General features: G+C 44.2%; 24 protein-coding genes and 1 pseudogene. 13 read left to right on the forward strand and 12 right to left on the reverse strand.

The features are described 5' to 3' along the window. Positions 1 to 114: 114 nt before the first annotated feature. Entirely contained in the window at positions 115 to 1,500 is a 1,386-nt protein-coding gene (gene cysS / locus AC3CKG_RS05460; RefSeq protein ID WP_017109911.1) for a cysteine--tRNA ligase, read from the forward strand. Positions 1,501 to 1,601: 101 nt separating this feature from the next. Beyond that, complete coding sequence (locus AC3CKG_RS05465; RefSeq protein ID WP_004734584.1) at positions 1,602 to 2,180, forward strand: thymidine kinase; 579 nt, start codon at positions 1,602 to 1,604, stop codon at positions 2,178 to 2,180. Positions 2,181 to 2,314: 134 nt separating this feature from the next. Here the strand turns inward: AC3CKG_RS05465 and AC3CKG_RS05470 are convergent, their stop codons facing one another. From AC3CKG_RS05470 to AC3CKG_RS05480, 3 genes and pseudogenes are all read right to left on the reverse strand, one after another. Continuing rightward, positions 2,315 to 3,007, reverse strand: coding sequence for a YdcF family protein (locus tag AC3CKG_RS05470; RefSeq protein ID WP_488528941.1), 693 nt, complete (start codon positions 3,005 to 3,007; stop codon positions 2,315 to 2,317). Continuing rightward, positions 3,000 to 3,853 (reverse strand): annotated as a pseudogene (locus AC3CKG_RS05475) (NAD(P)H-binding protein). The gene AC3CKG_RS05470 and the pseudogene AC3CKG_RS05475 overlap by 8 nt, the downstream one beginning before the upstream one ends. Positions 3,854 to 3,967: 114 nt before the next feature. Beyond that, positions 3,968 to 4,198 carry a TIGR02647 family protein gene (locus tag AC3CKG_RS05480; RefSeq protein WP_004734587.1) on the reverse strand — a complete coding sequence of 77 codons (231 nt, stop codon included), beginning with the start codon at positions 4,196 to 4,198 and terminating at the stop codon, positions 3,968 to 3,970. A gap of 260 nt (positions 4,199 to 4,458) precedes the next feature. On the opposite strand from AC3CKG_RS05480, the gene AC3CKG_RS05485 reads away from it, so the two are divergent. Together AC3CKG_RS05485 and focA are read left to right on the forward strand one after the other, a co-directional pair. Continuing rightward, a complete protein-coding gene (locus tag AC3CKG_RS05485; RefSeq protein ID WP_488528942.1) occupies positions 4,459 to 5,763 on the forward strand; it encodes an ATPase in 1,305 nt (434 codons plus the stop codon). A 351-nt stretch (positions 5,764 to 6,114) separates the two neighbouring features. After that, positions 6,115 to 6,957, forward strand: coding sequence for a formate transporter FocA (gene focA, locus AC3CKG_RS05490; protein WP_017108402.1), 843 nt, complete (start codon positions 6,115 to 6,117; stop codon positions 6,955 to 6,957). Positions 6,958 to 7,256: 299 nt separating this feature from the next. Here focA and AC3CKG_RS05495 read toward each other — a convergent pair whose 3' ends face one another. Next, positions 7,257 to 8,051: an ABC transporter permease gene (locus tag AC3CKG_RS05495; RefSeq protein ID WP_017108401.1), complete on the reverse strand. Its 795-nt coding sequence runs from the start codon at positions 8,049 to 8,051 to the stop codon at positions 7,257 to 7,259. A gap of 438 nt (positions 8,052 to 8,489) precedes the next feature. On the opposite strand from AC3CKG_RS05495, the gene torE reads away from it, so the two are divergent. The 3 genes from torE to torA are packed head-to-tail and all read left to right on the forward strand — an operon-like array spanning position 8,490 to position 12,393. Further along, positions 8,490 to 8,672 (forward strand): trimethylamine N-oxide reductase system protein TorE, encoded by a 183-nt coding sequence (gene torE, locus AC3CKG_RS05500; RefSeq protein ID WP_017093170.1) that lies wholly within the window; start codon positions 8,490 to 8,492, stop codon positions 8,670 to 8,672. A 52-nt stretch (positions 8,673 to 8,724) separates the two neighbouring features. Beyond that, on the forward strand, positions 8,725 to 9,906 hold the full coding sequence (torC, locus tag AC3CKG_RS05505; RefSeq protein ID WP_004734592.1) for a pentaheme c-type cytochrome TorC: 1,182 nt from the start codon (positions 8,725 to 8,727) through the stop codon (positions 9,904 to 9,906). A gap of 24 nt (positions 9,907 to 9,930) precedes the next feature. Then, the gene (torA, locus tag AC3CKG_RS05510; protein ID WP_076671385.1) at positions 9,931 to 12,393 is read left to right on the forward strand and encodes a trimethylamine-N-oxide reductase TorA; all 2,463 of its coding nucleotides are present in this window, start codon (positions 9,931 to 9,933) and stop codon (positions 12,391 to 12,393) included. A 316-nt stretch (positions 12,394 to 12,709) separates the two neighbouring features. Here the strand turns inward: torA and AC3CKG_RS05515 are convergent, their stop codons facing one another. Further along, positions 12,710 to 13,930, reverse strand: coding sequence for a putative manganese transporter (locus tag AC3CKG_RS05515; protein ID WP_488528943.1), 1,221 nt, complete (start codon positions 13,928 to 13,930; stop codon positions 12,710 to 12,712). A gap of 201 nt (positions 13,931 to 14,131) precedes the next feature. On the opposite strand from AC3CKG_RS05515, the gene AC3CKG_RS05520 reads away from it, so the two are divergent. Beyond that, on the forward strand, positions 14,132 to 15,037 hold the full coding sequence (locus AC3CKG_RS05520; protein WP_017104082.1) for a manganese-dependent inorganic pyrophosphatase: 906 nt from the start codon (positions 14,132 to 14,134) through the stop codon (positions 15,035 to 15,037). A gap of 140 nt (positions 15,038 to 15,177) precedes the next feature. After that, positions 15,178 to 15,567 carry a DUF2750 domain-containing protein gene (locus AC3CKG_RS05525; protein ID WP_004734596.1) on the forward strand — a complete coding sequence of 130 codons (390 nt, stop codon included), beginning with the start codon at positions 15,178 to 15,180 and terminating at the stop codon, positions 15,565 to 15,567. Positions 15,568 to 15,735: 168 nt separating this feature from the next. Here the strand turns inward: AC3CKG_RS05525 and AC3CKG_RS05530 are convergent, their stop codons facing one another. From AC3CKG_RS05530 to pspF, 7 genes are all read right to left on the reverse strand, one after another. Further along, on the reverse strand, positions 15,736 to 16,575 hold the full coding sequence (locus tag AC3CKG_RS05530) for a DUF2927 domain-containing protein (protein WP_488528944.1): 840 nt from the start codon (positions 16,573 to 16,575) through the stop codon (positions 15,736 to 15,738). Between the two features lie 38 nt (positions 16,576 to 16,613). Next, complete coding sequence (locus tag AC3CKG_RS05535) at positions 16,614 to 17,396, reverse strand: peptide ABC transporter ATP-binding protein (protein WP_017108396.1); 783 nt, start codon at positions 17,394 to 17,396, stop codon at positions 16,614 to 16,616. After that, positions 17,393 to 18,394, reverse strand: a complete 1,002-nt coding sequence (locus AC3CKG_RS05540) for a peptide ABC transporter ATP-binding protein (protein WP_017109900.1) — start codon at positions 18,392 to 18,394, stop codon at positions 17,393 to 17,395. Before AC3CKG_RS05540 ends, AC3CKG_RS05535 begins: the two co-directional genes overlap by 4 nt. Next, positions 18,394 to 19,281, reverse strand: a complete 888-nt coding sequence (locus AC3CKG_RS05545) for an ABC transporter permease subunit (RefSeq protein WP_017108394.1) — start codon at positions 19,279 to 19,281, stop codon at positions 18,394 to 18,396. Before AC3CKG_RS05545 ends, AC3CKG_RS05540 begins: the two co-directional genes overlap by 1 nt. Then, complete coding sequence (locus AC3CKG_RS05550; RefSeq protein WP_017108393.1) at positions 19,268 to 20,230, reverse strand: ABC transporter permease; 963 nt, start codon at positions 20,228 to 20,230, stop codon at positions 19,268 to 19,270. The genes AC3CKG_RS05545 and AC3CKG_RS05550 overlap by 14 nt, the downstream gene beginning before the upstream one ends. Continuing rightward, positions 20,230 to 21,852: an ABC transporter substrate-binding protein SapA gene (sapA, locus tag AC3CKG_RS05555; protein ID WP_488528945.1), complete on the reverse strand. Its 1,623-nt coding sequence runs from the start codon at positions 21,850 to 21,852 to the stop codon at positions 20,230 to 20,232. Before sapA ends, AC3CKG_RS05550 begins: the two co-directional genes overlap by 1 nt. A gap of 102 nt (positions 21,853 to 21,954) precedes the next feature. After that, a complete protein-coding gene (pspF, locus tag AC3CKG_RS05560; RefSeq protein ID WP_488528946.1) occupies positions 21,955 to 22,977 on the reverse strand; it encodes a phage shock protein operon transcriptional activator in 1,023 nt (340 codons plus the stop codon). A gap of 299 nt (positions 22,978 to 23,276) precedes the next feature. Here pspF and pspA point away from each other — a divergent pair, with 299 nt between their 5' ends. From pspA to AC3CKG_RS05580, 4 genes are all read left to right on the forward strand, one after another. Further along, a complete protein-coding gene (gene pspA / locus AC3CKG_RS05565) occupies positions 23,277 to 23,948 on the forward strand; it encodes a phage shock protein PspA (protein WP_004734604.1) in 672 nt (223 codons plus the stop codon). Between the two features lie 15 nt (positions 23,949 to 23,963). Continuing rightward, positions 23,964 to 24,197: an envelope stress response membrane protein PspB gene (gene pspB, locus AC3CKG_RS05570; protein ID WP_009848775.1), complete on the forward strand. Its 234-nt coding sequence runs from the start codon at positions 23,964 to 23,966 to the stop codon at positions 24,195 to 24,197. Beyond that, on the forward strand, positions 24,190 to 24,576 hold the full coding sequence (gene pspC, locus AC3CKG_RS05575) for an envelope stress response membrane protein PspC (protein WP_488528947.1): 387 nt from the start codon (positions 24,190 to 24,192) through the stop codon (positions 24,574 to 24,576). The genes pspB and pspC overlap by 8 nt, the downstream gene beginning before the upstream one ends. Before the next feature lie 156 nt (positions 24,577 to 24,732). Continuing rightward, complete coding sequence (locus AC3CKG_RS05580; RefSeq protein WP_029223414.1) at positions 24,733 to 25,767, forward strand: efflux RND transporter periplasmic adaptor subunit; 1,035 nt, start codon at positions 24,733 to 24,735, stop codon at positions 25,765 to 25,767. The last annotated feature ends 1 nt before the right edge of the window (position 25,768 follow it).

Genomic DNA, 25,768 nt, shown 5'->3' on the forward strand with positions numbered 1-25,768 from the left:
TTAACTTAACTTAGTTGTTTGAGGTAATTACTGCTTTGGGGGATTACCTAATAACGCATGAATTGATATACTTGCCCTCTTATTTTGATTAATACACAAATATAGATAGAGATCATGCTAAAAATTTATAACACACTCACAAGACAGAAAGAGGAATTCAAACCAATTACAGCTGGCAAAGTCGGCATGTATGTCTGTGGGGTAACCATTTACGATCTCTGTCACATTGGTCATGGCCGTACGTTCGTTTCTTTCGACGTAGTAACTCGTTACCTTCGTTACCTTGGTTACGATTTGAACTTCGTTCGTAACATCACAGATATCGATGACAAAATCATCAAGCGTGCTAACGAAAACGGCGAATCTTGTGATTCTCTGACTGAGCGTTTGATCGGTGAAATGCACGCAGACTTCGATGCGTTGAACATGAAGCGTCCAGATGTTGAGCCTCGCGCAACGGAATTCATCACTGAAATCATTGAACTGGTTCAAAAGCTGATTGACCGTGGTTTTGCTTATGTTGCAAGCAATGGCGACGTGATGTTTGAAGTTAAGAAGTTCGACGAATACGGTAAGCTTTCTAAGCAAGACCTTGATCAGCTTCAAGCTGGTGCTCGTGTTGATATTGATTCTGCAAAACGCAGCCCGTTAGATTTCGTTCTTTGGAAGATGTCTAAGCCAGGTGAACCTACGTGGGAATCTCCATGGGGTCCAGGTCGTCCAGGTTGGCACATTGAATGTTCAGCAATGAACTCGTCTATCCTTGGTAACCATTTCGATATCCACGGTGGTGGTTCAGATCTACAGTTCCCGCACCATGAGAACGAAATTGCACAATCTTGCTGCGCACACGGCACCCAATATGTGAATACTTGGATGCACAGCGGCATGGTGATGGTAGACAGAGAAAAAATGTCTAAGTCACTGGGTAACTTCTTCACTATCCGCGACGTGCTTCAGCATTACGATGCAGAAACAGTACGTTACTTCCTAATGTCTGGTCACTACCGTAGCCAGCTGAACTACAGCGAAGATAACCTAAACCAAGCACGTGCATCGCTTGAACGTTTATACACATCACTTCGTGGCCTAGACCTAACCGCAGCTCCTGCTGGTGGTCAAGAGTATGTCACTCGTTTCTCTACGGCAATGAACGATGATTTCAACACACCTGAAGCTTATTCTGTGCTGTTTGAAATGGCTCGTGAAATCAACCGCATTAAGACTGAAAGCATTGAAAAAGCAAGTGCTCTAGGTGCATTGATGCGTGAACTTGCTGACATCATCGGTATTCTTCATCAAGACCCAGAAGCTTTCCTTAAAGGTGATGCTGCGGGTAATGATGACGAAGTCGCAGAAATCGAAGGCCTAATTAAGCTACGTAATGACTCTCGCGCTTCGAAGGATTGGGCTAACGCCGACCTTGCACGTGATAAGCTAAACGAGTTGGGCATTGTTCTGGAAGATGGCCCAGAAGGCACGACTTGGCGTCGTAAGTAAATCTTATAAAAAGGGCTGATTTTCAGCCCTTTTTTCTAGCAAAAATTCTTTAATTTCACCTTTGCTTTTATCTTCAACTTTTAATTAACAGGAATATTTCTGTGGCTCAGATGTATTTTTATTACTCGGCAATGAATGCGGGTAAATCGACAACGCTTCTTCAATCTTCATTTAACTACCAAGAGCGTGGCATGACGCCAGTGATCTTTACTGCAGCGCTAGATGATCGCTATGGTATCGGTAAAGTGAGCTCGCGAATTGGTCTTCAATCTGAAGCTCAACTGTTTAAAAACGACACCAATATGTTTGACGCGATACAAAAACTCAATGAAGAAGAAAAGCGTCATTGTGTTTTGATCGATGAGTGTCAGTTCTTGTCGAAAGAGCAGGTTTACCAACTAACAGAAGTGGTGGATAAGCTGCACATCCCTGTACTTTGTTACGGTTTGCGTACTGACTTCTTGGGTGAACTGTTTGAAGGTAGTCGCTACTTATTATCTTGGGCTGACAAACTGGTTGAGCTAAAAACGATTTGTCACTGTGGTCGTAAAGCGAATATGGTGATTCGTACTGATGAGCACGGTGTTGCGATTGCTGAAGGTGACCAAGTGGCTATTGGTGGTAATGACCAATACGTTTCAGCTTGCCGTTTGCATTACAAAGAAGCGTTAGGTAAATAAACGGCTCTTTGGTTGATTTTTCTTGAGCGAACAAAGCTGAAATCAACAAGCTCAAGTAATAGCTAAGAACAAGAAACGGTGGCCAAGTGCCACCGTTTTTGTTTTCTGAAAGGACTATTACGTTAATTAAGGCCTTATTCGAAACCCAGCTTCTTCAATGCTTGGTAGGCATGATCAACGTCATCAGGAATCGGCATCTCAATCTGAAATCCTTGCGCTGGATAAGACTTGATTCGTTCGAAATCAGCAATGAGAGCACCTAACACCATGTCTAGTGGTAACTCTTCATTAAAGTAATCTACCCAGTCTTGCCATTGTGAAGTGACTTGAATCTCGGTAACTTCGTCAGGCCACTGTTTAGCAAACGTGGCGTAAGTGCGTTTCTCCATAAAGGGTTTCTGTACTAAGGTCAATCGTTTCGGGGATAGCCCACGCTCAGTCAGCAATTTGTAGGTGAATCGTACGTTCTCTCCAGTATTGGTTGCGTGCTTCTCAATGATAATGTCAGAGTCAGGCACGCCAGCGTCTCGTGCGATAGCCGCGAATGTTTCAGCTTCTGAGCGTTCAAAACTCCCTTCTGTAAAGCGTCCCACACCGCCAGAAAATACAATGTAAGGCGCCACACCTTGGTGATAGAGCTCGGCAGCGTATTCAGCAACGCGAGTATCGTTACTGCACAACACAAATATACAATCTGAAGGCGTGATGTCATGACCCATCGACATGAAGTTCCAAAGGGTGTCGATCGAGTGATATAGCTTACCCTTTGAGTTCTTTGTTACAGGTTGCTTAACTATGGGTTGGTTAGCTATGGATTGCTTAGTCATAAAGAGCGTCCAATGTGGAATCGAATTTAAACGAGTAACCTAAACCGAGGATCTTTTTAGAAGAGATCAGCTTGTCTGGCGTGTCGACAATAGGAGGGAGTGGCTCGCTGCTATTGGCGCTTTTTAATGCTGCTGCGTAGAACTCCGCCTTGCTTACTGTATTTGGTGTGGTGACATTTACGACTTCATTGTGCAGTTGATTGATGGCGAAATCGACCGCACCAATCGCATCATCAAGGTGAAGCATGTTGGCTGGTGCTTGAGAGCTGACCTGCTTTAGCTTGCTTGCGAATCGAGATGGGTGACGTCTAGGGCCGATTAACCCACTGAAACGAAGAATGGTGTAATCGATGCCGGAATCCATCACCAGTTGTTCAGCCTTCAGCATCACGCGTGCATTGTCCGAAAATGCGGATGCTTGCTCGTTTTCTGAGGTAGAAAGAGTGAGTGAGGCGTCTTGCTCGTACAGAATCCGGGCTTGGTTGGGTATACGGTCGTCGAACTGACCATAATGAGCTTTTTCACGTTAGCCTTCTGGCAAGCACTGGTCAGTTGTTGCCAATAGTCGGCGTACTCGACACCAGCGCCTTTTCTAAAGCCGGGAGGAAAGCTACCAATCACTATCTCAGTATTGTTTTCCAATAGGAGTGAGTAGAGTTGGCCAATAGAGCGTTCAGGTTGTATTGCATCAAAACTGAATACTTCACAAGGAATGCGTTCGTTGCCAATAGCGTCAGCGCCTTCTTGGGTAGTCTTCGTCACGACGACTTGGTTATCATGTTTGACGAGATGTTCCGATAAGGGCGCTCCAACCCAGCCTGCACCAACAATAAATATAGAAGCCATGTGTTCCTCACAACTGCAAATGACGAATTTACAATAAGCCTAACAAACCTTTGCCCAAAAATGAAAAAACTCCACGGCCGAGGCGAGTGGAGTTTTTACTAGAACAATGGAGCTTTAGTTTAGTACGCGAAGTAGTTTGTCTGCGCGCTCTGCCATCTGTATACCTTCATCTGTTAGGTAACCGCCGTCTGGCTGAGTACAAAGGTTCTTTTCGAATAGGCGCTTAACAGCGTCTTGAGTTTCTTGAGCTGCCTCTTGATGAACTTTAATTCCAGTAGCTGCGCTACTTACATCAAATTGAAGAAGGAGGTTTAAATCAGCAATGTTTTCAGCGTTGTACTTCATAATTAACCTATATATTCATAACGTTCTCTACCTTCACCTTAGTGCGCATTCACAACTCAGGCAATAGCAAATAAAGAGAATTGATAAGTGATACCAAATTGAATGATTAATCAGCGCATGAGCGGTTGTTTTTTGTTTAATTGGGCGAATTTCACACGCTTCATTAATGAATGATGTTTATTGCTAAGTGGTTGTAATATATTGTGAGACTAGAAATATAATGCATCGAGCAAATATTGTTTAAAAAAGGAAATGCATCAGTGAGAGCCAACAAAGTAGCATTAATGATCAGTATGCTATTTGCAATTGCAGGGTGTCAGAGCACTCCCTCTGAACAGACAGAAGCGAACCAAAGCACGAATGGCAGTGAGTCTTCATCAAATGCCCGCACGTTTGATTCTGTGCAAAGTGTTCATCTCGAATGGGAAAGTAAGCTTGAAAGCCATGTTCAATTGTCTCTTTATGCGCCAGAAAATTACAATGAACTACTAGATGCTTGGGATGATGCTGAAAGCATTTATGCCGATTTACTGAAAGACGAAACTCGTCTAACGAAAAGCTATTCAATTTTTTCGAGCCTAACGTACGCTGAAGCTTTTGATGAAAAAATCGCTTTGGTTAAATCAAACTATGATTCGATTCTAGTGTTAAAGAAAAAGGCCGATAGAGTACTAGCGGATTCGATCGTTCAGATGGATTATCTGAAATATCTGGGTGCCGATACGATGTTCGCGTCGAGCTATAAGAGGCTTTACGCTGAATACAGTGAGTTGTTTGAATACGTATTGGTTGATGAGCTTGAAGATGCTCAGGAAGCACAGGTTGAGTTTCTTAACCACGCTCGCTCATTAGAAGTCAAAGTCGCCCATAAGAAATACATTGAACCTTTAAAGAACGAATTAGAGTTCTTAGAAGATGAAGACTTTGATGATGTAGTGCCGCTTACCTTTGCTAAAGCAAGTTCTCAAATCGCATTGGCGGAAAATCAAGTTAAGGCGAGTCCTCGTGAGAAATCAATTATCGAAGACGCCGTTAAAGCCGCTGAATTCGAACTGAATCACGTGAGAAGTGTTGCACATGAAGTTAAGTTGCTTGCTAACGTCAAGGGTGACCGATTTGAGCAATCGGTATTGAATGCTGAGAACCAGTTCCTGAGTATTTCTCAGATCCTGAATGATCAAGACTACCGTGATGTGGTGTTGCGCCTTCAAGCTCAGAAAATCGTCGAGAGTATTAAAGCGCTTAAAAGCTCTGATATGACCACGCAACTGAAGTCTGAGGTTGAAGCACTTTCAGAACAACTTGCCGATTTAGAACTCGAAAATCAGAAACAAGCCCAACAGCTTGCTGAGACAAACAAACATAACGAGTTTTTGGATGAGCAGGTTACTAAGAGTGATGCACACATAAAAAGCTTGGAAGAGCTGGTGGACAGTTTGAAAAGCTTAGGTGGTAAAGTTGCCACCGAAAGTCACTCCGACGTGACACCGACTAACGTTGAGTCCAACCTTGAAGATGCCGCTTTAGAGCAATCATCAGAACAAGTGATTGAACCTTCGGTTTAGCATAACTAATTCCGTTATTTGTGATTGACTTAAAAGCGCCTCAGGGCGCTTTTTTACGTTCTGTTGATCTATATCAAAATCTAGAGATGAAAGGACCTGGATAGTGTACGCTATTCCTTTTGATTTAACGTAACTTGTTGATATTTATAGATGTGTTGTTTTTATTGTTGATAAGTTTTCATTCATCAGGGTTTTGTTTTTACTACTAAAGTCGTATGAATTTTCAATATCATTATAGGTTTGGTGTTTTCTCGATTGTTGAAGGTTATTTGAGCGCGAAATAGCTCTTGAATTCAGAAATGAAAGAGAGGATTATCGCGCTCCCCAACGACATGTTTCAAAATGTAAATTATGAATCTAAACCAATTTGACTCATTATTACCGCCACAAATGGCTGAGCGCGCTGCAGATATTGGCGTAGGTAAAGCAACAAAAGATCCAATCAAATCCTTTCTTCTCGCTATTTCAGCGGGCATACATATCGGCATTGCGTTTGTGTTTTACACCATCGTGACGACAGGTGCTGGTGATTTACCGTGGGGCATTACTCGCGTACTCGGTGGTTTGGCATTTAGCTTAGGCTTGATCCTTGTGGTGGTTACTGGCGGCGAGTTGTTTACCAGCTCTGTTTTAACGTTAGTGGCGAGAGCGAGCGGCAAGATCACTTGGGTGACCTTGTTTAAAAACTGGGCGACGGTTTATGTGGGCAACCTTATTGGCGCTTTATTGCTAGTTGCATGTATGCTCGCGACTAAACAATACATGTTTGACAATGGCCAAGTCGGGCTCAATGCTATGGCTATCTCTCAGCACAAAATGCATCATGACTTTATTCAAGCGATTGCGCTTGGCATCATGTGTAACGTGTTGGTGTGTATTGCGGTGTGGATGACATTCAGTGGGCGTACCTTAACGGATAAAATTACGGTTATGATTTTACCTGTAGCGATGTTTGTATCGTCGGGTTTTGAGCACTGTATTGCGAACATGTTCCAAGTACCACTCGCTATCGGCATTAAAACATTTGCTCCTGCTGAGTTTTGGACAATGACAGGTGCTAACCCTGCCGACTATATTGACCTAAACATGATGGATTTCTTAACCAACAACCTATTGCCTGTGACTTTAGGCAACATCATTGGCGGCGGTATCTTTGTCGGCATGTGGTATTGGTTGATTTATCTACGAGATTAACCATGATTCGGTCATCGTATCGATTTGAATGATTACGATTAAAAGACGGTCTGCATTGCAGGCCGTTTTTTATTGTGGAAAACCTTTTAGTTTCTCTTTTAAATAATCATTAAAACACTCAATAGCAGGATCGAGTAGGGCAACATAGGCCTTTGAAATTAAGTAAGGATCAATGTAAATGATCCTTGGTCGAGTCAAAGTGACTAAAAAAGGATCAATACTGTTTTGGTTATCCACAGTTTCTGTGGATAACCTGTCTCAAAGTCAGTGTGTAACCAGATCGTAAAGGAAGAAAGAGGTTAGTCTGTGGGCTTAATTCGGGCGAGGACTCGACCTTCTTTCGTCAGAGATGTCTTTAAAGAAAGGTGAAGTGCGAGCGCCAATGAACTACTCATCATCACGAAAATAGCCAACATGATCATCAGTTGATACTTAATCGCAATCATTGGTGAAGCTCCCCCTAGAATTTGACCTGTCATCATCCCTGGAAGTGTGACTAAGCCGGTGGTCGCCATAGAAGCCATAATAGGAGACATCGCCTTCTGTATCGCATTACGTACAAAAGGTGCTGCTGCGTAGGTTGGAGAAGCGCCTAAAGCGATCGCCGCTTCGTACTCTGACTTCTGGGTTTCAAAAGCACCGAACAAGTTCTGTAGAGCCACTATATTGCTGCTCAAGCTATTACCCAACAGCATCCCCGCAATAGGGATTAAGTACTGTGCGTTGAAGAGTGGGGTCGGCTTGATAATAAAGAAACAAATAAATAAGACGATGGGTACACAGGTAACCGCAAGGCTGAACGCTACAGGTGCTAATAGTAGTTGTTTCGGGAGCTTTGATTTTTCAACAATCGAACTTGCACCCACCACAATCATAGCGAATAACCACAATAGATTGATCCATAAACTATTCAAAGTAAAAAGGTATTCGAGATAAAGACCGACCAAGAATAGCTGTACCACCATACGAGAAATACTAATAGAGGCCTCTTTACCTAGGCCGAGTTTTAGTTTGTGGTTAATGGCGATGGGCAGTATGAGAAGTGAGCTAAATAACAGCAATTGCCACCAAGATATATCAATAACGTCTTGCATAATGCTTCCTTTTAAGTAGGTCTCCATCATATCTGAAAGTGCCAAATGATGCATTTCAGCGTCATACCTGTCGAACTCAAAAAAGGCTCAATTATTTAACATTCAAAGTACAAAATAATGGTTATTTGAGGGTTTTTTGGCTACTACTTAGTAGGTAAAACGTTAAAATTAGTTACAATGTGGTTGCGCAAATGTTGGTTTTTAACATTTGTGAAATATACTTAATTCTTCACATTTGTTAATACTTTTTAATAACTTTGTTTAACTAAAAACAACTTTGGATGAGCTCAAAAAAGTATTGATTAGCAAGGGTTATAACGGGAGATTTGATTGAACCCTACTTTGTGTATGGTCTAAAATTCATCGTTAGATACTCAAGAACTTTAGCCCCTTAGAATGGGTTACTCGAAATTACTAAATACAAAATAGGCAAAATGTATGAGTGATGTTAAGAAAATTGAAACTGGCGAAAAACGCTCGTTGGAGTGGAAGTCATTCCTCTTCATTGCAGTGGTTCTCTTTCCAATATTAAGTGTGGCTTTTGTAGGAGGCTACGGCTTTCTAGTTTGGGCACTGCAAGTGTTTGTATTAGGTCCTCCAGGTGCACACGGCGGCATGTAATGCCCTCTTGCTATCACATTTTTATTAGAACTAATTTTTAAGAGAGCTAAACATGAAATCATTTTTAGTTAAATTATGGCGCACAATGACTCGCCCAGCAGTACACATCAGTCTTGGTGTACTAACCATGGGTGGCTTTATCGCCGGTGTTATTTTCTGGGGTGGTTTTAATACTGCGTTAGAACACACGAATACAGAAGAGTTCTGTGTAAGCTGCCACACCATGCGTGACAATGTTTACGTAGAACTACAAGAAACGGTTCACTGGAAAAATACATCTGGTGTACGCGCAACTTGTCCTGACTGTCACGTTCCACATGAATGGACAGCAAAAATTGCTCGTAAGATGCAAGCATCTAAAGAAGTATTCGCTCAAGTATTTGGTGACCTAGACACACCTGAGAAATTCGAAGCTCGTCGTATCGAACTGGCTAAACACGAATGGGATCGTTTCTCTTCGAACAAATCTCTAGAGTGTAAGAACTGCCACAACTACGATTCAATGGATTTCGAAAACATGCGCCCAACAGCGCGTATCCAGATGAAGAACGCGGCAGAGCGTGATCAAAGCTGTGTTGACTGTCACAAAGGTATTGCTCACAACCTTCCATTAGATATGGCATCAGCGAGCGGTATTGTTGGCGAGCTAGAAAACGTAGCAAGCAGCACATCTTATGCAAATGGTTCTGACGTGATCTCTATTCGTCATCTTCCAATGTACACAGATGAAACAGCAACAGTTGAAGCGGGTCTATTAAGCCCTGCAAGTAAAGTTGCGGTTATCGACGAAAAAGGCGACATGATCAAGATTCAAATCGACGGTTGGCGTAAAGCGAAAGGCTTCGGACGTGTAATCCAAGAAGACTTCGGTATGAACATCTCAACTGCAATCTTGACGAAAGAAGTATCTCAAAGTGACGTGATCACTGTTGGTGAGAAGAAAGAAGATGAGCTTACTGGCCTTCCATGGGAAGAAGTTAACCTAGCACTTTGGATGAAGAAAGAGTCTATGGTTGATAACTTCGATCCAATCTGGAACGCAGCGGGTCAAGCGTACCAATCTAACTGTTCAACGTGTCACTCACAGCCAGATGAAGCTCACTTCAGCGCTAACGGTTGGGTAGGCATGCTAGATGGTATGATTGCGTTTGTTAACTTCGATACAGATACAGAAGCACTTGTTCTTAAGTATCTACAGAAGCACTCATCAGATTTTTCTGAAGGCCATCACTAATAAGACGTCAATTGGAGTAACACAATGGCAATTACAAGAAGAAGTTTTCTGAAAGGTGTCGCTACTACAAGTGCGGCATCGGTTATCGGTCCAAGCTTATTGGCGTCGGCATCAGCGTCTGCTGCAGAAACAGACGGCGCGTGGAAAGTCTCTGGTTCTCACTGGGGTGCATTCCGAGCTCGCGTTTACGCGGGTAAAGTGCAAGAAATTAAACCTCTAGAAATCGATCAACACCCAACTGAGATGTTGAAAGGTATTAAAGGTATTATCTACAGCCCATCACGTGTGCGTTACCCTATGGTTCGCTTAGATTGGTTGAAGAAGCATAAATACAGCGCAGACACGCGTGGTAACAACCGCTTTATTCGTGTGACTTGGGATGAGGCACTAGACCTTGTTTACCGCGAACTAGAACGCGTACAGAAAGATTACGGTCCATGGGCGCTTCACACAGGTCAAACTGGTTGGAGACAAACGGGTCAGTTCCACAGCTGTACTAACCACATGCAACGTGCAATGGCACTTCACGGTTACTCTGTGAAGAAAATCGGTGACTACTCGACAGGTGCTGGTCAAACGATCATGCCTTACGTGCTAGGTTCTACTGAAGTATATGCTCAAGGTACATCTTGGGAACTTATCCTAGAAAACAGTGACAACATTGTTCTTTGGGGTAACGATCCAGTTAAGAACCTGCAAGTAGGTTGGACGTGTGAGACTCACGAATCATTCGCATACCTAGAACAGCTGAAAGAAAAAGTTGCTAAGAAAGAGATCAACGTTGTTTCTGTTGACCCTGTGAAGAACAAAACAGGTCGTTACTTAGAAAACGAGCAGATGTACATCAACCCACAAACTGATGTGGCGTTCATGTTGGGCGTTGCTCATGTTCTTTACAACGAAGGCCTATACGACAAGAAGTTCATCGAAACTTACTGTCTAGGTTTTGAAGATTTCATCAAGTACGTTCAAGGTGAAACGAAAGACAAAGTTGAGAAGACGCCAGAATGGGCTTCAGCTATCTGTGGCGCAAGCGCGGACTCTATCCGTGATTTCGCTAAGATGTTGGTTAATGGCCGTACACAGATTCTTGTTGGTTGGAGTATTCAACGTCAACAACACGGTGAGCAGCCTTACTGGATGTGTGCAGTTATCGCAGCAATGGTTGGCCAAATTGGTCTACCTGGCGGCGGTATCTCTTACGGTCACCACTACTCAGGTATCGGTGTATCTTCGACTGGCTTCGCTGCTCCGGGTTCTTTCCCGCTGAATATCGACCAAGGTCAATCACCTAAGTACACCAATACAGATTACAACGGTTACAGCCGTGTAATTCCAGTTGCTCGTTGGGTAGATAGCCTGCTTGAACCTGGTAAGAAGATCAAAGCGAACGGTTCTACTGTGACGCTGCCAGATATCAAGATGATGGTATTCAGTGGTAACAACCCGTGGCACCACCACCAAGATCGCAACAAGATGCGTAAAGCATTCAAGAGCCTACAAACTGTAGTTGCTGTTGATTTCGCGTGGACTGCAACTTGTCGTCACTCTGATATTGTTCTTCCAGCTTGTACTCAGTGGGAACGTAACGATATCGATGGTTACGGTGCGTACTCTGGTCGTGGTTTGATCGCAATGCACAAGCTAGTGGATCCTTTGTTCCAGTCTAAGACTGACTTCGAGATCATGTCTAGCCTGACTAAGCGTTGGGGTCGCTACGACGATTACACGCGTGGTATGGACGAAATGCAGTGGGTTAAATCTCTATATGACGATTGCCGCGCTTCGAATGAAGGCACGATTGAAATGCCTGAGTTTGCTGAGTTCTGGGAGAAAGGTTTCCTAGACTTCGGTAAAGGTAAGCCATGGACTCGTCACGCTTCATTCCGTGAAGATCCAGAGATCAACGCACTAGGCACGCCTTCTGGTTTCATCGAAATCACAAGCCGTACTGTTGGTAACATGGGTTACGAGCACTGTCAAGAACACCCAATGTGGTTCGAGAAATCTGAACGTTCACATGGTGGCCCAGGCTCTGACAAACACCCGTACTGGCTACAATCTTGTCACCCAGACAAGCGTCTTCACTCTCAGATGTGTGAATCTGAAGAGTGGCGTGCGACTTACGCGGTACAAGGCCGTGAGCCAATCTACATCAACCCAACGGATGCTAAGAAGAAAGGCATCAAAGACGGCGATGTAGTACGTGTGTTCAACGACCGTGGTCAACTACTAGCAGGTGCTGTTCTAATGGATAGCTATGCTCCTGGTGTTGTTCGTATCGAAGAAGGTGCTTGGTACGGCCCGATCAACGAGAAAGTGGGCGCGCTAGATACATACGGCGATCCAAACACACTAACTCAAGACATCGGTACGTCTGAACTTGCTCAAGCAACGTCAGCAAACACATGTTTGGTTAACTTCGAGAAGTTCCAAGGCAAACTGCCTCCAGTAACTTCATTCGGTGGCCCAATCGAAGTTTCTTAAGACTTGTGCTTGAGAACCAAGATTAAAGCTTGAATTAAAGCCCCTGTAAGGATTCTTACAGGGGCTTTTTGTTTTTCTGTTGTACGGTGTTGGAATTTCTATTTAAGCATTGTCGCAACGCTTATGGAGGCGTCTTTGAGAAGCACTATAACGTACTACTACTGAAGCAATTGAGCCGAGAGGGTAAGTCAAAAGAATCTCTTGTGAGAAGCTTAGGTCACTGGAAACAAAAAGGCCGATACAAAGTACCGACCTAGTAGAAACCTATGGAGTTGAGCCTAAACCTTGAATATAAACCTAAGCTTTGAACGTAAAGCTACAATTCGAACATAAACCAATAAGCGTATGCACAAATCAAAGCGGGCACACTCGAGTACAAGGTCGCGACGAGCGCTGCTTTCGGTGCCATAGCAATCGCAGGGAATAGCGCATCACCATCATTCGAAATAGCGTTACCGACTTGAGCCGAGAGTGGCAGGGCACCTGAAAGATAAAGACTGGTCACCAATAGCTGAGGGCCACAACCAGGTAATAACCCCATCAACACGCCAGCCAGGGGGAGCATGATGCCCCAACTTGAGAATAGCGTCGCAAAATCCACATTTGCTATCACAGAACCAAATTCAAAGAAAAGAAAGGCCACCACAACCCACGCTGTTACGAAGTTAGTATCTTGAGCCGTTTTTTGTAGTGGGTGAGAGCCTACACATTTTTCGTCCTCACTCACGGCTGATTTATAATCTTCAATTTCACGAGTCAGTCCCCATAGAAACATCGAACTGATCAGCAAGATAGTGCCTGTCCATTCCATCGACATTTCAGGTAACGCAAGCAACTCGTTTACGTCGACTTGAAAAGAGCCAAGTAGAGCTACCGCAGCACCGGGAATAATAAGTACAGACCATAAGTAGCCCTGTAGGTTAATCGCTTTTTTAGAAACGGCTTCTTTGTCTTCCTCTTGAGATTGTGATGAGCAGCTACGCGCAGCTTCATTTTTCTCTGACTGCTTCGGACGTAAAAAGTCATCAGCGTGAAATAGGTTGATGATGCGACCTGACGCTGTGCCGACAATGACGCCCATTGCCATCATGGCTAAGCCTGTTTTAGGTTCGCTCGCAATCAACAAAAAGGCTGCGTCACCCATGGTGGAGACCAGTACTGCAACAACGGCTCCAAATCCTAGCTTCCCAGAAATAAATTGCGTGGTAACCACTATCGCACCACCACAACCAGGCAATGCCCCCATCAGCGCTGCAAACACCACTTGGTTAGACCGAGACTGATGCACGAGCTTATTGAAGACGTTGTCTTTGTTGATGTACAAGCTTAACCAGTGGTAAATAGCTAACGTTAAAGCGACATAGCAAGATACCGCCCAGAATGCATCTGACAAGGTCGTTACCGTCAGCTCTCGTGTAGCAGGGGCTGCAACCAATGCTGCAAGTGAAATCGGTAATAGCAAGCGCTTAAAAGACAATGAAAACTGAGTTGTTTTCGCAGCGCTACTGCTTGGCAAAAAAGAGATTAGTCGATCCATAGGTGTTACTCAAAATTAGTGGCTTAAGATAAATATATACGAATGATAATAATTATCAATTGCATTTGTTGTTTTTTTATCTATTGTTACCATTGGCTAAACCTAGGAAACATGACCAATCTAAAAAAATGAGGTAAAGTATGGCTAATAAAGAGAGGCTCTAAAGGTAGAGTCATAATTGTTAGTGTAATAGGAAGAAACATGATTTTAGTTGTTGGTCACAAAAACCCTGATAGTGACAGTATTTGTAGTGCGTTAGTTGCAACGGAGCTTCTTAAAGCTCGTGGCGAGGAAGCGACACCAATTCGCCAAGGCGAGATCAACCGCGAAACTCAACACATTCTAGAAGTCGCTGGTGCTGAAAAGCCAGAGCTTCGTACTTCTGTTGCTGGTGAGAAAATCTGGCTAGTAGACTACTCAGATCTAGCACAAGCACCAGACGATGTTGCTGAAGCAGAGATCGTAGGCATTGTCGATCACCACCGTCTAGGTGACGTGATGACAGTTAACCCTATGGAAGCTTGGATCTGGCCTGTTGGTTGTACAAACACTGTACTTTTCAACATGTTCAAGATTGAAGGTCACGCTATCTCTCAACAGATCGCTAAACTGATGATGTCTGCAATTCTTTCAGACACGGTTGGTTTTGCTTCTCCAACATGTACTCAAAAAGACAAAGACGCTGTTGCTGAGCTTGCTGAAATCGCTGGCGTAACAGATGTTGATGCTTTCATCAAAGCACTTCTAATTGCTAAAACAAACATCGAAGGCCTATCTGCTGCACAGTTAGTAGAAAAAGACCTTAAAGGCTACCCATTCAACGGTCGCGATGTTGTTGTTGGTCAAGTTGAGCTTGCTACTCTTGAGCAAGTAGACGGCATGATCGAAGCGCTAGAAGCTGATCTTGAAGCGCGTTGTGAGAAAGATGGTCTAGCGTTCGCTGCAGTAATGCTGACAGATATCACTACAGCTCAAACTCGTCTTCTTTACAAAGGTGAGTGGGCTGATAAGCTGGTTAAATTCGAGAAAGACGGTGTATTGATGATGGAAAATACATTGAGCCGTAAGAAGCAAGGTTGGCCTTGGCTTCAAGGCGAGCTTGTTTAACCAAGTCGCTTAATTATAAACGCCTGCTAATTTAGCAGGCGTTTTTCTTTGAAGTAGACTTTCTTCTCAACAGAAATATTTGAAGTTAATGCTACTCAGCATAAAATGAACAAAGTTACTGACTAACGTAGGAAATTAAGATGACTACACAGCTAGACGATAAAAAAATCGCTGAAATTAATAAGTATACGGGTGAGCAACGCCTGAAATACTGTGTGAAAGAAATCGTAGCAAACCGTGAAGTATGGATCTTAACCGATGAGCACGGTTGTGTGATGTTGAACACCGAAGACGAAGATTGTGTTCCAGTATGGCCAAACCAAGAGTTCGCAGAATCGTGGGCAACGGGTGATTGGTCTGAATGTAAAGCAGAGTCTATCTCTTTGAACAAGTGGCACAGTCGCTGGACGAACGGTCTAGAAGACGATGAACTTGCCGTTGTGGTATTCCCGAACGAGCAAGAAGAAGGCGTTATCTTGTTCCCTGACGAATTCGATTTCGAACTGAAGAAGCAGGCTGCTAAGCGCTAATTCTCTCGTCAAATTGTAAGCCAGCGTTGTCTTATCTTGGACAACGCTGTGGTTCTATTCTTCCCTTATAAACTGTTTCCAAAAAACAAAGCAATACTCAACTGATATCCGTTAGTAACCAGTTATTCCGTTAACACTCGATCACTTCGTCAATACCCGATTATTTCGTTAATACCCAATCAGTTGATACAAAGGCGCCTGCTGTGCTGCTTTAGAAGCTTGTTGAAGTACACCTGTTTCGCTGTATCTCTTCAGTATCTTTCGGACAATGGGTTTTGCTTTTGTTTCGGTCATTCCAACCTTCAATTCTGGTTCATACAACAGCTTTAGCAGTACCACATCTAGTGGCGATAATAAGTCTTCAGGCGTGTAGTCATTGAATATAGAAGGGTAGGCTTTGTCTGAGTCATTGGGTAACCCAAGTACCTGTGTGATCTCTTCAACAATACAGGCGACCAGCTTTCCTCTTGCTCTCGCTTGATCCACTGGGATCACAATCCCTGCATATACAATCTCCCCTTTGGAATTGGTTCGATAGCCTGCAGTACAGATGGCGCTGTTTAGATGTTGTGTCGATTTCAGTTTGAGTACAGTTTTGGCTTCAGCTATCCACTGACTCTGCCTTGTGTATACCCATTTAACGTTTGCATCCGATTCTCGAGTGACGATTTTAATCGGATGTTGTGTGACTTGTGATAGGTGCTGGATGTGCAATTCGGTGAGTTCTTGATGAAGCTCTTCGTCTCCGACTCGGTGATCGATCCATATTTTAATAGGTTGTTTCCACTTGGCGAGGGGCTTGTTGCCTTGAGCGTATTCATGGCGTAACGCGACATCATAAAAGGCGTTTTCGACAAACGTTTTATCAAGCCAAGTGAGTGGAGTGCTGGCAACGTTGAAAGAAAGCAGTGCTAATAAAGGAAATGCAAGTAAGAGAGCTTGTCTGAGATTTGGAATTGGTATCAACAAGTGTTTCTCCTCCTTGAGAACCACATCGAAACCTCCCATCTCTACGTTCTTATTAGCGATGGGAGCGAGCTTATGAGCTAGTGGTTCGGCGCTTTGAAGAAATGGCTTTCTACCAGTCTTTGAGTGATCTGGTGGGTTGGGTTGGTGAGAACCTCATGTGTTTCCCCAGACTCAACGACGTTTCCTTCATGCATGACAATGATCTTATCGGTGATGTGTTTAACGATACCGATATGCTGAGACACGTAAACAAATGATACGCCCATCTCTTCTTGCAGTTCTAAGAAGAGGTTGATGATCTGAGAACGCATCGCCATGTCTAAACCATTCAACGCTTCGTCTGCAACAATGATAGAAGGTTGAAGGATTAAGGCGCGCGCCAAGCATACCCTTTGTTTTTGACCTGCAGCTAGCATTTGCGGGTAAAAGTAAGCGTGCTCTGGTAAGAGTCCAACACGCAACAAAGTTTCCTTCACACGCTTCATACGGGCTTCTGGAGGCATGCCCGTGTTTCGCTTTAAAGGGCCTTCAAGGATTCGACCGATCTGTATGCGCGGATTAAGCGAGGTGTTGGGATCTTGGAAGATCATACGAATCAGCTTACAGCGCGTTGAATAGTCTTTGTGCTCCAGCCTTTCACCGTTAACACGAATTTCGCCAGAGGTAGGTTCAACCATACCTGCAAGCATTCGTGCTAATGTCGATTTCCCAGAGCCGTTCTGGCCGATAAAACCAATAGTTTGACCGGCTTCCAGACTAAAACTCACAGGTTTCACTGCCTGATGAATTTTTTTACGGAAAAGACCAGAGCGTGTCGTAAAGTCTTTTGATAACTCGCTGACTTCTAATAATGCACTCATGATTTCTTTTTCTTCTCCATATTGAGAGGGAAGTGACAATTAAACTTGTGGCTTTTAATACGTTTGGTATGAGGGATCTCAACACATTGTCTTTGTGCGTAAGGACAGCGTGGCCCTAATCGACAACCAATCGGTAGATGCTGCAATGGAGGGATTGACCCTGGTAGCGACTGCAATTTTTCTTTGTGTGGAATCCAATCGTTGAAGTCGGGCATCGCTTTGAGCAGCGCGACGGTATAGGGGTGCTTTGGCACATCCAACAGTTTGGCTGTATCCGCTGATTCTACTGACTGGCCACAATACATCACGGTGATTCGTGTTGCCCATTGAGTAATGGTCGTTAAATCGTGTCCGATGAGGAGAATCGTCGTGTTGTGAAGTTGATTCATTCGGCTCAATAAGCGCAGGATCTGTGATTGTGTGATTGGATCGAGATCGTTTGTCGGCTCATCGGCAATCAAGATCTTTGGCTTAGCTGCAATCGCCATCGCAATCATGACTTTTTGACATTCACCGTCAGTCAGCTCATACGAATAGCTGTCCATTAGGCGAGAGTGATCTTTAATACCGACTTTATGCAGTAGAGCAACGGCTTGCTTCTTACGCCATTTGAATCGTTGCCACCATCGACCTTCGAAAGAATATGAAGGAATCGATTCAATGAGTTGATGACCCACTTTTTCAGATGGATCAAGACAGGAGGATGGCTCTTGGAAGATCATAGCGATATCGCGAGCAATTACACGACGTCGTTCTTTGGGTGTCAACTGAAGCAAATCGATATTGCCAAGGCGCATTCGGTCAGCAGACACTTTCCAGTTTTCTTTACAAACCCCGACGATCGCTTTCGCAACCAAGCTTTTACCCGAGCCTGATTCACCCACCAGACCACGGATTTCTCCTTCATTCAGGGTCAGACTCATTCGGTCAACGGCTTTAACCATCCCTTGTGGGGTTTCAATTTCGATGGTCAGATGTCGAATATCAAGTAACGGCATTATTCGATTCCTGCATTTAGCGCTTGGCGAACACCTTCACCCACGAGGTTAACAACGATAACGGTAAACATAATCGCTAAGCCGGGTAGGGTTACTGTCCATGGTGCTAGGTAAATTAGTTCGACTGAGTCACCCAAGATTGAGCCCCACTCAGTGCTCGGTGCTTGCGCGCCTAAGCCTAAGAAGCCCAAAGCGGTGATGTCGAGAATGGCGACGGACAGTGCCAGTGTAATCTCAAGCGCAACAACGGTCAGAATATTAGGAACAATAGAGTTCCATAACAAATAGAAGTCATTCGCACCATCAAGACGCGAAGCAAGAATATAGTCTTTCTCTACCTCAGCATGCACGGCAATGTACACCGAGCGGATAAAGCGTGGTATCAGAGCCAAGCACAGCGCCAGTAAGATATTAAATTCACCAAAGCCGAGGAAAGCCACGAAGATGATCGCGAGCAGCAAGGAAGGAATCGACATAACGGTATCAAGCAAGTGGTTTAGCGTGCTTGATAGCAACCCACGAGTCATGCCCGCGAGAACGCCAATCAGGCAGCCGATGACCGCTGCAATGAAGGTAATGATGACCGCTGCGCCAAAGGTTAGCTGAGAACCAATAATCAGACGAGAAAGAATGTCTCGGCCCAAGTCATCGGTGCCAAGGAAATACTCGACAGTGCCAGCCGGATCCCAAGAGGGTGGTGTCAACAAATGTCCCGTTTGTTCTTGAGAATCATGTGGTGCCAACCAAGGTGAAGTTATCGTCACTAAAATGATCAGTCCCAAACACCATAACCCAAACATCGCTAGGTTGTTGGCACGAAAGCTTCGCCAAAAACGCTCAAACTGGGTTGGAATTTGTTCTTCCTGGTAGACGTTATTTGTTAGCATACCATTCCTTCCTTACCAGGGGATTGACCATTGCGCCCAACAGGTCTGACAAAATATTCGCAGTCAGAACCAACGTTGCCACCACAATCACGCCCGCTTGAATTGAAACGTAATCTTGATTAGACAGAGCATCGAGTAACCAGCGGCCAATGCCCGGCCAGTTGAAGATAGACTCCGTTATAATAGCCAGCGTTAACATACTCGATAGTTGAACACCGACCTTTGGAATGATCGGTGGAATCGCATTTCTTAGGACGTGCTGAGTGACGATCTCTCGCGTTGAAAGACCTTTAATTCGAGCTGCGCGGATGTAGTTTTGTGTCATTACTTCCGCCACTGACGCTCTCATCAGTCGAATAACCTGAGTGGTTGGCGCTAATGCTAAAACCAGACAAGGTAATGCCATATGCTCTATGACACTTTGTAGAGCGTGCGCGCGATATTTACCTTCGGCGAAGAACGCATCGATCATCGCAAAGCCAGTCACATGTTCAATTTCATAAAGAAGATCGTAACGACCGCCAACCGGGAACATCTCGAAATGCAAAGAGAACACCATGATCATCAGCAACGCGACCCAAAAGATAGGTGCTGAATAACCCGCCATTGAGGTAAACGAGATAGTGGTATCGACAAACTTGCCTTGTCTCATACCCGCAATCGTACCAAAAGGAATACCGATGAATAGCGCTAGAATAAAGGCAAAGAAACACAGCTCTAGAGTGGCAGGGAATACGACAACCAGCTCATCAATGATAGGCACGCCATGCTTGCTCAAACCAAAGTTAAGCGTCGATAACTCTGTGATATAGCTAATCCAGCCTGGCCAAAAATCTTGAATCGCCCAAGGTGAAGTCTGGTCTAGTCGAAGCAGGGAAAAGCCCACTAACGTAAGAATAGCGAGTGTAATGACGAATAAGTTAACGCGTCTCAGTGTGTACCAAAACATCAGCGCACCTCTCTTCTGACTTGATCAAAAGGTTGGGCATTGAACGGACTTTGTTTAAAGCCGGTCAGTGAACGGTCGTGCACGCGAAATTGCACGCCGTGAGCCAGAGGGATCACTGGAACTTCTTCATTGAGAATGTTTTGGGCTTGTCGATACAAGTTCACACGGTGCCTTTGTTGATTGATTTCCAAAGCGAGATCCAGAAGGAAATCAAAGTCTGAATTACACCACATAGAAACGTTTAATCCGGCACGTTCCGAGCTGCAAGAGAGCAGGGGACGTAAGAAGTTGTCTGGGTCACCCGTATTGCCAATCCAGCCAGTCAGAAGCAGATCGGTAGAGGCGATAGAAGACAGCTGTGTGCGGTCGAATCGATCATCGGTATAGAGCTTCAGCTCGATGCCTATATCGGCCAAGTTAGCTTGGATTAATTCTGCGGTTTTTCTTGGGCTCGGATTGTAAGCTCTTGGTTCTAGAGGCACCCACATTGACAGCTCTAGCCCGGGTTCTACGCCAGCTTCTTTAAGAAGAGCAACGGCATAATTGCGGTCATAGCGAACTTGAACACTGTCTTTTTGGTAAGCCCAAGAGGTAGGTGGCAACAACGTGTAGGCTTTCGTGCCCGTACCGTAATAAACCGAGTCGAGAATGTTTTGGCGGTTGATGGCCAAATTCAACGCCTTTCTTACACGAGAGTCACGCAGTGCAGGGTGCTCAGTGTTGAGCGCAATGAAAGAGACATTCACTGCAGGCGTGGCGGAAATCTTTAACTCTTCATGAGCTTGAATAATTGGGATTTGGCTAGAGATCGGAGAATTCAACACGTCACATTCACTGCGCAAAAGCTTGGCCAGTGTTCCGGTACCACGTTGGGAAGTGTCGAACACAACTTGGTCCATTTGTACCTCACCCTTCCAGTAATGCTTGTTCTTTTTCAAGCGCACTAGGTCATTGATTTGGTATTCGTCTAGGTAAAAGGGCCCCGTACCAACAGGCTTCGAGTCGAGTTCGTTTTTCTCGTCAGAGGCGACAAGCTTGTTGGCGTATTCTTTGGAGTGAATGACGGCGTAGCTGGTGGCGATATTGTTGAGGAATGAGTTGTCTGGGCGACTTAATTGGAATTTTACGGTTAGGTCATCGACCGCCGTAATATCAACAATCAGGTTTTGAAAATCGATGCCAGCGAACCATGGATATAAACCGCCACCCACATAATGGAATGGGTTGGAGCTATCAACAATACGTTCGAAACTAAAGACTACATCTTGTGCGTTCAGGTTGCGAGTCGGTGTAAACCAATCGGTGGTTTGGAATGAAACGTTTGGTCGCAATGTGAAGGTGTACTCTGTACCTGATTTATCGACAGACCAGCTGGTTGCTAGGTTCTGTTTTGGTCGATATGTCATGGGATCAAGAGTGAGCAACGTATCGAAGATTTGAGGACTCAACGATTCAGAGGTAATGCCACTATCAACCAGCTGCGGATTGAACGTACTAGGGTTACCTTGGCCACAATAAGTGAAGCCTTTTTCACGGATTTGCGCGTGATCGACACTTTCACCACATCCAGCTAAAAAGCTAAGCGTGCAGATGCTAAGTGATAGTCTTATTAGTGCTTTCATAAAAAGAAATACTTTTCGAAACGAGGCGTTAGAGGAGCCTCAAGATCCGGACAATTTAACATTTTATTTATTCGGCTCCAAATAATAATCAAGCGTGGACAGCTATTTATCGTTCGCTTGTCCGAGAATCGCGTACTTCCTCACCATTCCACGTAATTGGTTGTAGGTTAACCCAAGCAATTCGGCGGCTTGTTTCTGGTTGTATTTACTTTGCTTTAAGGCTTGATTGAGTAGTTTGATATCTTGTTGTTCTTGCCATGCTTTGTAATCGAGAGGCAAAGAAAAAGAGCCTTCAGATGAAGTATGGCTGTTGGTTGGCTCATTGCCAGTTTCTTCAGCAGAATTTTGCTCAGTTTTCCATGCAGGTTGAAACGGATTAAACACTAAACATTCAATAGGATATGGATTTCTACCGTGCTGGTAGATAGCACGTTCAACGACGTTTTTGAGTTCTCTCACATTCCCTGGCCAAGAATAATCCAACAGCGCCTCAACAGCCGATGGCGCAAAGCCGACAAAAAGCTCCAATTCGAGCTCTCGACACATCTTGATGGCGTAATACTCAGCGAGCAACGTGATGTCCTCTTTTCTTTCGCGAAGAGGAGGAATGGTAATGACATCAAAGGCGAGTCTGTCTAAAAGATCAGGTCTGAATTCACCTTTGAGTGCCATTGCGGGCAAATCGGCATTGGTGGCGCAGACTAGCCTGACATTGGCACTTAATGCCTTTTGCCCACCTACACGTTCGTACTGGCCGTATTCGATAACGCGCAACAGTTTTTCTTGAACCGAAAGAGGGGTTGTTGCCAACTCATCTAAGAACAGCGTTCCACCTTCTGCTCTTTCAAAGCGCCCCTGATGACGGCCTTTTGAACCGGTAAAAGAGCCCGATTCATGACCAAACAACTCAGAATCAATCAAACCCTCACTGAGTGTTGAGCAGTTCAGCGAGATCAAAGGTTGATCCCAGCGTCTTGAAAGGTAATGCAACCTTTGCGCGATCAGCTCTTTACCTGTACCACGCTCCCCGATGATCAGAATCGGTCTTTCGATTGGTGCTAATTGAGAAACTTTATCTAAAACAGAGAGAAAGCTTGGGGATTCACCAATAAGATTCTGCTGCATAGCGGGTCCTTGTGAGGTTTGAACACTGGTTGATGTGAGTCAGAGAGCTTTATTTAAATCGCTTAAGTAAGAGAGTAGTGGTGAAAAATACCAATACTTGGTTAAATTCATCATAGCATGGTTCGCGTTAATCACCATTTTATTGTAAGTGATTGAAAGTAAATAGCTTAAAAGTTGGCACGCTACTTGGATTACTTATGTTAGGTTTAACAACAAACGTAAATTTGTGAGCAAGTGGATTGAGAAATCGAACATCGGTTTAAAGCACATTTGCCATCATTGTAATTAAGGAGTTCCTCATGGGTATTTTTTCTCGCTTTGCAGACATTGTAAATTCAAACATCAGTGCATTATTAGATAAGGCTGAAGATCCTGAAAAGATGATTCGCCTGATTATCCAAGAAATGGAAGACACGCTGGTTGAGGTTCGTACGAACTCAGCAAAAGCAATCGCAGATAAGAAAGAGCTTGCGCGTAAAGTTGAAGCTATCGAAACTCAGATTCTAGATTGGCAAAATAAAGCAACACTCGCGCTAACTAAGCAACGTGAAGATCTGGCAAGAGCGGCTTTAATCGAAAAGCAAAAGCTAGAAGACATCATCAAAAGTCTCCATACCGAGCAAACTTTGGTTCATGAAACCATCGAAAAGCTGACAAGTGAGATTGGCAAGCTTGAAACCAAAATCGCAGAAACACGTGCAAAGCAGCAAGCATTAATGATTCGTAATAATGCGGCAAGCAATCGTCGTGATGTTCAAAAGCATCTGCATTCAAGCAAAACCCACGAAGCAATGGCGAAGTTTGAGCAATTCTCGCGTAAAGTGGACGAATTAGAAGCTGAAGCGGACGTTTACGCCAAAACGGGTAACGCAAAATCGTTAGACCAAGAGTTTGCAGATCTACAAGCTCAAGATGAAATCGAAAAAGAGCTGGCGAAACTGAAGCAACAAGTTGAAAACCGCGATAAATAATTTTAGGAGTTGTCTATGTCAACATTTCTAATTGCAGGTCCACTGATTGTCTTTTTAATCTTCGTGGCACCGCTATGGTTATTCTTACATTACCGCAGCAAGAAGAAATCCAGTAATGGTCTTTCAGAAACCGATCTTCAGCGCTTGCACAAGCTTTCTGAGCAAGCTGAATCCATGCAAGATCGTGTAAAAACCCTGGAAAAAATACTGGATGCGGAGTCCCCAAACTGGAGACGAAACTATGAGTAGAGAATTGTATCGCGATCCCATTAACGGCAAATTATCGGGCGTGTGTGCAGGGTTAGCGAACTACTTTGGCCTTGAAGTTTGGTTGGTTCGTATCTTGGTTATCTCTGCTGCACTGCTTGGTGGTAGCTTTCTGGTCTTGTTAGCGTATTTAGCTTTAACATTTATGCTGGAAAAACAACCACCTCAGTATGTCGACCAAATGAAAGCTAAGCAAGAACACACGCTGAAGCAAAAGCCTTGGGAAAAGGGGCAAACTGCAGAGTCTTTATTGGGCACTTTAGAGAGTGATTTCCAGACGTTAGAGACCAGTGTACGCAACATGGAAGCTTATGTTACTTCCGACACATTTAAAGTCGATCGTGCATTTAAGAACATGTAGTGTGTTACCCTAAAAATAATAGAGAACGGTTTAGGAAAATTTATCCCAAGCCGTTATTTTTTTTAATAATTTTGTCTAAATAAATATTGTCATAACTGGTAACTTACATGTGATTAATCTATGTTAATAAGATACTTATAGATATGGATGATCACCATGTACAAAGCCTCCCTAGTCCTGTTGGTAACCCTGTCCGGGTTATCTGGGTGTGGTAAGGAGCTGCCTCCTGTTCCTGAGCCCGAATCAAGACCTGCTAAACTTTTCACTGTCTCCGTTGGTAATAATGCCTTTGAACGAAATTTCCCCGCCACCACTGAAGCGGGCGATAAAGCTGTCTTGGCCTTTCGTGTTCCAGGTTTATTACAAACTCTTGATGTTACTGCTGGGCAACAGGTATCAAAAGGCGAAAAACTGGCGATGCTCAACCCTGATGAATATCAGCTACTAGAGAAGCAAGCCAGAGCTAACTTCAAACTTGCCGATGTGCAGTATCAGCGTGCGATTAAACTGCGTAAAGATAGAGTGGTCTCAGAGCAAGATTTTGATCAAGCGAAAGCCAACCACAATTCTGCTCGAGCTGTACTGAATCAAGCGAAAGCTAACTTACGCTACACCACATTGATTGCGCCTTATGAGGGCACCATTTCTATTATTCCTGCTGAAAACCACGAGTATATTGCGGCAAAGCAAGGGGTAATGAATATTCAAACCAATCAAATCCTCAAAGTCGTCTTCCTATTACCTGACCAATTAATTACTCGCTTTTCTTCAGGTTTTGAAACAGACGCGACCATGGTATTCGATGCTTTTCCAGAACATTTTTACGAACTGACTTTTCAAGAGGTCGATACCGAAGCGGATCCAAAAACAGGCTCTTACAAAGTAACCATGATAATGGAGAGACCTACTGATATTGGCATACTGCCGGGCATGTCTGGGACTGTGAAACTGGTGTCAGCACAAGCAGCGGCAACCAAGATTCCAACCTCTGCGATGATGACTGACGGGGACGATGTCTCTGTATGGCGCGTGAATAACGACGGCATTGTTGAAGAAGTTGCGATTGTGATCGACGAAAAGCGTCATATTGTTTCGGGTTTAAATGATGGTGACCGAGTGGTGACTTCTGGTGTTAACGGACTTGAATCTGGCGTTAAGGTTCGCGAGTGGATCAAGGAAAGGGGGCTGTAGC

The organism is Vibrio sp. QJM3NY_15 (genome assembly GCF_057785995.1).